General features: G+C 49.0%; 1 protein-coding gene. It reads left to right on the forward strand.

Going from position 1 to position 1,891, the window contains the following annotated elements; translation table 11 throughout:
• Nucleotides 1–81 precede the first annotated feature (81 nt).
• Nucleotides 82–1,740 (forward strand): nuclease-related domain-containing DEAD/DEAH box helicase, encoded by a 1,659-nt coding sequence (locus IBX50_RS20265; protein WP_292258198.1) that lies wholly within the window; start codon nucleotides 82–84, stop codon nucleotides 1,738–1,740.
• Nucleotides 1,741–1,891 lie beyond the last annotated feature (151 nt).

Here is a 1,891-nt window from a genome sequence, read left to right on the forward strand (position 1 = left end):
TCCAGCACTAACAGATTTTATCCTTTTATTTCCAATATTGAGCTGCCGTTGGGTGGCTCTTTTTTTACAAGGATGTCGGTAATGACACAGATTTTCCCCCGGTTAAGTAATAGCGAGCTGGATCAGTTGCAATCACGGGCGGAAGCCAAGGTTTACCGTTGGTTGCTTGATTTGAATTTTGAGGGGCTGGAGGTGTATTTCAGCCTTGCGACTCAAACCCGAAATGCGACAGGCATCTGGATTGGTGAAATTGATTTTGTGCTTTTTCATCCGCGTTATGGCATTCAGATCTGGGAGGTCAAGGGTGGTGGCATTCGTCTGGATGGGCAGGGTAGTTGGTGGAGTCAGGGGCGCGAAGGTGAGCACCGTCTTGGCACGACACCGCTGGCACAACTGAAAAAGTGTACTGGAAGTCTGGTTGCTGGGTTGGAAAAAGCGCTGGGCAGTTCGATCAGATTACCTATTGCACCGGTTCTGGTTTTTCCTGATACCTGCCGCTGGGAGGGTGATTTCCCGGAAGTCAGCATGAACCGGAATCACTTTTTACTTGCGGATGATTTTAAACCTCTGACTGGTGAAAAGCTGATTCAGCGTTTTCAGAACACGGCGTTTGCCGGGCCAAAAGCAGATAATTGCCTACCGCTTGATTCCACTCAGGCAGCACAAATTCGTAACAGGTTATTACGACCCAGTTGTGCTTTGGTGAGTCATGCTACGGATCAGGCTGAAGAGCTTGAAGCTGAGCTGTTTCGTTTAAGTCATGAGCAGCAATGGGTATTACGACTGCTGGAAAATATCCCGCGTATGGCGGTTTTTGGTGGAGCCGGTACCGGTAAAAGTGTGCTGGTGCGTTTGCGGGCGCAGGAACAGGCCAGAGAGGGTAAACGTGTGCTGCTGCTTTGTTTTAACATTGCACTGGCAGAGGCGCATCGTCGAGAACTGGGCAATGACCCAGCAGATAAAAATATTGAGGTGGCTACTTTCCACCAGCTTTGCCAAAGCCGTGTAGAAAATGCCGGACAGGTGTGGACAGTGCCAGATACACCCGCAGAAATGGGTGTCTTTTATAACGAAACAGCTGCAAACAAGCTCAGTGAGGCTTTGGAGAAAAACCCGGAGCACTGGGATGCACTGATTGTTGATGAAGCGCAGGACTATGAGCCCTTCTGGTGGCTGGTAATCAATGAGATGTTGAAAGATGAGGCCAGTATTACGCTGGTGGCTGATCCTGAGCAGAATCTTTATGGTCGGGATTTTGCGTTGCCAACGGATGTCTTTGATGGGCTGGTGCCTTATCCCTTTCAGCTGCACCAGAATTATCGGAATGCCTTTGAAATTGCCAGTTGGCTAAAACAGAACCATCAGCAGGCTGCTGAACCGGGTAATCATTTGCCCAGCAGCCACAGGCCGGTTGAAGTTTTTACGTGGAAAAAACCAGAACAACAGCTGCAGAAACTCAGAGAAGAAATCGACAAGCTGGAATCTGAAGGCTTCAAACCGGAGGATATGCTGTTGTTAACGCCTTTCAAGGTGGAGAAAAGCCACGCCCTGCAAAGCCTGCTGGAAGATAAACCACAGTATCAGCATAGAGCCTTTAATGTGGCGGCAGTAAAAGGGCTGGAAGCTCGGGTTGTTTTGTTACTCGACCTGGGTGCCAGTGATTGGGCAAACAAACCACAGGTTGAGTATGTGGGTGCTTCAAGAGCCAAAATGGTGCTGAAGCTTTTCAGGAAGCAGTGACTATTTATAATCCTTCCCCAGCTTCTGTTTTTTCAACCAGGGGATCATACGCTCAAAGGCTTCTTCGATCTGATCCATGGAGTTGGAATAACTGATGCGAATGTAGTTGGAGCATTCCTCACCAAAGGCGTCACCGGGGATGACACAGACC

The sequence above is a fragment of the Marinospirillum sp. genome (assembly GCF_014859565.1).